General features: G+C 34.6%; 5 protein-coding genes. All 5 read left to right on the top strand.

The annotated features are described in order from the left end of the window. Positions 1-53 precede the first annotated feature (53 nt). The 5 genes from ezrA (at position 54) to sppA (ending at position 6,241) form a co-directional block, all read left to right on the top strand. Positions 54-1,757, top strand: a complete 1,704-nt coding sequence (ezrA, locus tag CD172_RS02050; RefSeq protein ID WP_103345314.1) for a septation ring formation regulator EzrA — start codon at positions 54-56, stop codon at positions 1,755-1,757. Positions 1,758-1,927: 170 nt separating this feature from the next. Further along, positions 1,928-3,064, top strand: a complete 1,137-nt coding sequence (locus CD172_RS02045) for a cysteine desulfurase family protein (protein ID WP_103345315.1) — start codon at positions 1,928-1,930, stop codon at positions 3,062-3,064. Continuing rightward, the gene (gene thiI, locus CD172_RS02040; RefSeq protein WP_103345313.1) at positions 3,061-4,281 is read left to right on the top strand and encodes a tRNA uracil 4-sulfurtransferase ThiI; all 1,221 of its coding nucleotides are present in this window, start codon (positions 3,061-3,063) and stop codon (positions 4,279-4,281) included. Before CD172_RS02045 ends, thiI begins: the two co-directional genes overlap by 4 nt. Before the next feature lie 21 nt (positions 4,282-4,302). Continuing rightward, complete coding sequence (locus tag CD172_RS02035; RefSeq protein ID WP_103345312.1) at positions 4,303-5,076, top strand: sulfite exporter TauE/SafE family protein; 774 nt, start codon at positions 4,303-4,305, stop codon at positions 5,074-5,076. A 175-nt stretch (positions 5,077-5,251) separates the two neighbouring features. Next, on the top strand, positions 5,252-6,241 hold the full coding sequence (gene sppA, locus CD172_RS02030) for a signal peptide peptidase SppA (protein WP_103345311.1): 990 nt from the start codon (positions 5,252-5,254) through the stop codon (positions 6,239-6,241). Positions 6,242-6,250: the final 9 nt, after the last annotated feature.

The raw sequence follows: 6,250 nt of genomic DNA, 5'->3' as shown, positions 1-6,250 counted from the left end.
GTTTAAGAATTACGTTATAATGAACTTATGTTTGTAGGAGGAGACGAAAGGACATGGCATTATATATTATATTAGCTATTATTATCATTATATTGGTCGGCATCGGTATCCTTTTTATGATGCGATCAAATAAAAGAACAATGATTCAAACTGCGGAAGATCGTAAAGTTAAATTGAACGACCTTACATATGATGAAAGCTTGCACAAATTAGAACGCTTAAATATGACAGGTCAAACAAAAGCTGAATACGATGCATTAAATGATTCTTGGAAATCATCTCTTAATGACTATTTAATGCCAGTTGATGAAAAAATCCATGAAGCGGAAGTGAATTTGGATAAATTTAAATTTTCACAGGCCGAAACGGATATCAAAGATGCACACGAAATGATGGATGCATATGAATCTAAACATCTTGAATTAACTGAAAAAGCGGACAAAGTACTTCAAATTCATAATGAAAGCAGTCAATTGTACGACCAAACGAAAGAAGAGCATCGTAAATTAAAACGAGAAGTATTAGCAAACCGCCATCAGTATGGTGAGGCAGCGGCGCCATTAGAAAAAGAAATTGAACAAGTGGAACCTGAACTTGCGCTATACGAAGAATTAAGAGAAGACGGTAATTATCGACAAGCACATCAACATATTAAAAATTTAAATGAAGATTTAACCTATTTAAATGAAGATATGAAAGAAATACCGGAACTTATCCGTGAAGCACAAAAAGAATTACCAGGACAATTCCAAGATCTCAAATACGGTGTGCGTGATTTAAAGGTAGAAGGTTATGACCTCGATCATGTAAAAGTGGATAGTCAACTGCAGTCATTAAAAACGGAATTAAGTTTTGTAGAACCAATGATTAGTCGTCTAGAGTTAGATGAGGCGAATAAAAAGTTGGAAGATATTAATGCGCAATTAGACGAAATGTATGACTTGATTGAACATGAAGTGAAAGCGAAGAACGCTGTAGAAGAATCTAAAGAACGTATTACTGATGATTTATTCCATGCTAAAGATATGAATTACACATTGCAAACTGAAATAGAATATGGTCGCGAAAATTATTATATCAACGAAAGTGATATTCAAAGTGTACGCCAATTTGAAAATGAAATTCAAAATTTAATTTCAGTATACGATGAAATTTTAATGGAAATGGCCAAATCATCAGTACGATATAGTGAAGTTCAAGATAATTTAAAATATATTGAAGATCATGTCGACGTGATTAATGAAAAACAACAAAAACTGCAAAATCATTTAGTCTCGTTACGAGAAGATGAAGCAGAAGCGGAAGAACATATTTTACGTGTACAAAGTAAAAAAGAAGAAATTTATCGTCGCCTTCTCGCGTCAAACCTTACTAGCGTTCCAGAACGTTTTATCATATTAAAGAATGAAATTGATTATGAAGTGCGAGAAGTAAATGAACGCTTTAGTGAACGACCAATTAATGTTCAACATTTAAAAGATAAAGTGAATAAAGTAGTGCTTCAAATGAACAAGTTCGAAGATGAAGCGAATGATGTCTTAATCAATGCAGTGTATGCAGAAAAATTAATTCAATATGGTAACCGTTATCGCAAAGATTATCATGATTTAGATAAGAGTTTAAATGAAGCTGAACGCTTATTTAAAAACAATCGTTACAAACGTTCTAGTGAAATTTCAGCACAAGCTTTGGAACGTGTGGAGCCAGGAATTTCAGATACAATTGAACAAGAAGTTATGAAACAACAAACAACATAACATATGAGGTTAGAGGTGAAGCCCAAGGTTTCACCTCTACTTTATTGTTGAAAAATTTTTATTGACCTTCTAGGGTAATTTTAAGAAAATAGCTCTTGTGTGTATCATGTTAGTTGTAAAAGTGTAGTACAATAAAACTATTCAAATTTCAATCAAGGAGTTCTTGTATGATGTTATATTTTGACAATGCTGCGACAACCGCACCAGAAGCAGACGTGTTAAATAGCTATATGAAAGTTAATCAAAAATTTTTTTATAATCCTAATAGTCCACATGCAAAAGGTATTGAGGCTGCACGCCTTTTAGATGAAGCGCGTGCCCAAATTAAACAATCTTTACAATTGAATGATGAAACCATTTTATTCACTAGTGGAGCAACAGAATCTAATAATATGGCATTAAAAGGGGCAGCATATCAAAAAAGGCCTTTTGGTAAAACAATCATAACATCTGTATTAGAGCACCCTTCAGTTTTAGAGGTGATGCGCCAACTAGAAGTAGAAGGTTTTACGTTGAAATATGTCAATGTGACAAAGCAGGGGCAAATAGATCTTGCTCATCTCAAATCACTTCTAGATAGTGACGTCATTTTAGTAACATGTATGCAAGTCAACAATATAATGGGTCAAACGCAACCCATCCAGGACATTGGACAATTGTTAGCAGACTATCCGAAAGTGCATTTTCATGTAGATGCTGTTCAAGCATTAGGTAAACAACCCATTTCAATGAGTGGAATAGATAGTTTAGCAATTAGTGGCCATAAATTTAATGGATTAAAAGGTCAAGGTTTATTAATTTTAAAAAACGCACATGCACTTCAACCTACTATACATGGTGGTGGGCAAGAATTAGGGTTACGTAGTGGAACGGTTAATCTTCCCAACAATGTCGCGCTAGCAAAAGCAGTGCGTTTAGCGATAAACAACCAAGAACAATTAGTGGCACATTTAAATCATATTAATCACAGTATTCGAACACGCCTTGAAAACTATCCTGGCATTGTGGTCAACTCACCTAAGAATGCGTCACCTCATATATTAAATATTAGTTTTCCGGGTGTACGTGGTGAGGTACTTGTTAATGCATTCTCAAAACGTGATGTTATGATTTCAACGACAAGTGCATGTTCTTCTAAACATGCAAAAATAAATGAAGTTTTAAATGCAATGCAGATAGACAAAACGAATATTTTAGGGAGTATTCGATTGTCATTTGATCATCACACGACTAATGAAGATGTGACATTGTTTTTTGAAAAGTTAAAAGAAGTATATCAAGAAGTAGAGGAGTTGCTAAGAAAATGATTTATGATCATCTTCTAGTTAGATATGGAGAATTAACATTAAAAGGGGCAAATCGTAAAACATTTGTCAGTCAATTACGTTCCAATGTAAAACGTGCGTTAATGCCTTTAAAAGGATATGAGGTTAAAGCAAATCGAGATCGTATGTATATAGAGCTTGATGAACAAGCAGATATCGATGAAATGATTTCACGTATCTCAAAAGTATACGGTGTCCATTCAATTAGTCCGGTTCTTAAAATTGAAAAAACAATGGATGCGATGTATGAACATGCACGTATATTTGCAAATGAATATCAACCAGGTGAAAGTTTTAAAATTGAAGTGAAACGTTCTGATAAACAATTCGAATATGAAACATTTGCGATTCAGCGAATGGTAGGTGGTGCGATTTTAAAACATAACGACGCGATACATGTAAATGTACGTCAGCCAGATCATGAAATTAAAATTGAAGTACGTTTAGATGCTGTTTATATGTATGATAAAGTGATTCCTGCCATAGGAGGCTTACCTGTAGGAACAGGGGGTAAAACGTTACTGATGTTGTCCGGAGGTATTGATTCTCCTGTGGCTGGCATGGAAGTTATGCGTCGTGGTGTGACAATTGAAGCAATTCATTTTCATAGCCCACCTTTTACAAGTGAAAAAGCTAAAGAAAAAGTCATTGAATTAACACGTATTATGGCCGAACGTGTAGGGACGATTAAATTGCATATCGTACCGTTTACAGAAGTACAAAAGCAAGTTCATAAAGTAGTTCATGAACGCTATACGATGACGTCAACACGTCGAATGATGATGCGTATAGCCGATAAAGTTGTACATCAAATTGGTGCCGATGCGATTGTGAATGGTGAAAATTTAGGACAAGTCGCAAGCCAAACGTTAAAGAGTATGTATGCAATTAATGCTGTCACTTCTACGCCAGTATTACGTCCCTTATTATCATTAGATAAAGAGGAAATCATTAACAAGGCAAAAGCGTTAGGCACTTTTGAAACATCTATACAACCATTTGAAGATTGTTGTACAATATTTACACCTAAAAATCCAGTAACGGAACCTCAGTTTGATAAAGTTATTAAATATGAATCAGGTTTTGATTTTGAACCGATGATTGATGAAGCTGTAAAAAATATTGAAACATTAATTATCGATAAAAATTATCGCCTTCATGATGATAAACAAAATGAATGGGATGATGATTTATTTTAGTTTGAATAAGGGGTGAAGGGGATGGAGTTAGATTTAACATTAATTTTGATTGCAATCGGTTTAGCATTTCTAGCCGCTTTTATAGATGCTGTTGTTGGCGGTGGTGGTTTAATCTTAATTCCCGGTCTACTTGCATTAGGCCTTAATCCAGCGACAGCGCTCGGAACGAATAAAATGGCAAGTACATTTGGTTCATTAACTAGTGCTTTTCGTTTTGTGCGTGCGAAGAAAGTAGATTTACCACTCGTTGGAAAACTATTTCCATTATCTTTTTTAGCAGCAGTCGGTGGTACGTCTTTAGCTGTTTTCTTACCCTCACATGTGCTCAAACCGCTTGTCATTATCATACTTACTGGCGTTTTAATATATACGTTGCTGAAAAAAGAGTGGGGGTCTGAACGTACGGTTTTAACGTTCACGCTCTTGAAATCAATCATCTTTATCCTATTAATTATGATAATAGGGTTTTATGATGGTTTTCTAGGAGGCGGCACGGGGTCATTTTTAATGTTTGCCCTACTTATCATGGGCTTTGACTTTTTAAGTGCAGCAGGAAATGCAAAAGTATTAAACTTCGCCTCAAACATAGGTTCGCTCTTCATGTTCATGTTTTTAGGACACGTCGATTACGTGCTCGGTTTAATTCTAGCGATAAGTTCGATACTAGGTTCTTATGCAGGAGCGCAATTTGCCATTCGTAAGGGCGTAAGTTATGTAAAGCTATTATTTGTCGTAGTTACATTAGTGCTCATCCTAAAAAATGCTTATGATTATGTGAACTTGTGGCTTTTCTAAATCTAGCAACTACCTTATGACAAGGTCTAAAGAATTGAGTGGTTTAGTCTACTCAATTCTTTTTGTTATATAAAATGTGCGACAACAAGGTTTTTTAATAATGTTTTTCAAAACTATGAAATAAATGATAAAATAATTGGAAAGCATTATTGATTAAAATGAAAGGGAGTTTAGTATGTCTAAAAGAATTGTAGCAATCATATTAGCTGCGGTGATTGTATTTGGTGGTATTGTCATGAGTGTAGTGACAACATTGGTTTCAAATGTTTTTAATGGCAGTTTGAATGATCTCGATCAAGCACCTACATCCGTAGTTAAAAACGGAGATCCATCTCATCAAATTGCTGAGATTGTGGTTAAAGGTGAAATCTCGGGTGAATCATCAGGTGGTTTATTTGGTGGAGGTGAAGGTTATAATCATAAATCGGCGTTGAAACAACTTGAAACAATTAAAAAAGATGATTCTATTAAAGGGGTCTTATTAGTAGTCAATTCTCCGGGTGGAAGTACATATGAAAGTGATGAATTTTATCAAAAATTAAAAGAAGTTAAAGATAAGGGTAAAAAAATCTATGTTCAAATGGAAACACTTGCCGCTTCAGGGGGGTATTATATTTCCATGCCAGCGGATAAAATTTACGCAGGTCCACAAACATTAACAGGTTCTATCGGTGTCATTATGAAAGCAAAGGATTATTCAGAGTTATTAAATAACCTTGGTATTAAAACCAATACGATTAAATCTGGCAATCATAAAGATATTTTGAGTCCAGAACGTGAAATGACCAATGAAGAACGTGAAATACTACAGTCTATAAATAAAGATAGTTTTGATCAATTTGTGAAAGTAATCAAAGAAGGACGTCATATGTCTGAAGAAAAAGTACGTAAACTTGCTGATGGCCGTATTTATAGCGCGCAACAAGCGAAAGCGAATCATTTAATTGATGAAATTGGATATAAAGAAGATGCGATAAAAGCGATGGGAAAAGAAATGAAAGTTAAAAACCCTCAAGTGATTACGTTTGATGAATCTCAACAAGGACTTGGCTCTATATTCGGAATGAAAGCGACATTAGAAAATATTCAAGCGAATTTCACTGAAATCAAACAAATTTTAAATAATAACTCGGACACGCGTCCAATGTATTTATATGAGGGGTAGGTGGTAAGC

The organism is Staphylococcus agnetis (genome assembly GCF_002901865.1).
Classification (GTDB): Bacteria; Bacillota; Bacilli; order Staphylococcales; family Staphylococcaceae; genus Staphylococcus; species Staphylococcus agnetis.
The sequence above is the reverse complement of the archived record's forward strand: the minus strand, read 5'-3'. Positions and strand labels throughout refer to the sequence as shown.

What these genes read in the sequence shown, in the direction of transcription:
- CD172_RS02045 (WP_103345315.1), top strand. Translation starts at nt 1,928, where the DNA reads ATGTTATATTTTGACAATGCTGCGACAACCGCACCAGAAGCAGACGTG.
- sppA (WP_103345311.1), top strand. Translation starts at nt 5,252, where the DNA reads ATGTCTAAAAGAATTGTAGCAATCATATTAGCTGCGGTGATTGTATTT.
- thiI (WP_103345313.1), top strand. Translation starts at nt 3,061, where the DNA reads ATGATTTATGATCATCTTCTAGTTAGATATGGAGAATTAACATTAAAA.
- ezrA (WP_103345314.1), top strand. Translation starts at nt 54, where the DNA reads ATGGCATTATATATTATATTAGCTATTATTATCATTATATTGGTCGGC.
- CD172_RS02035 (WP_103345312.1), top strand. Translation starts at nt 4,303, where the DNA reads ATGGAGTTAGATTTAACATTAATTTTGATTGCAATCGGTTTAGCATTT.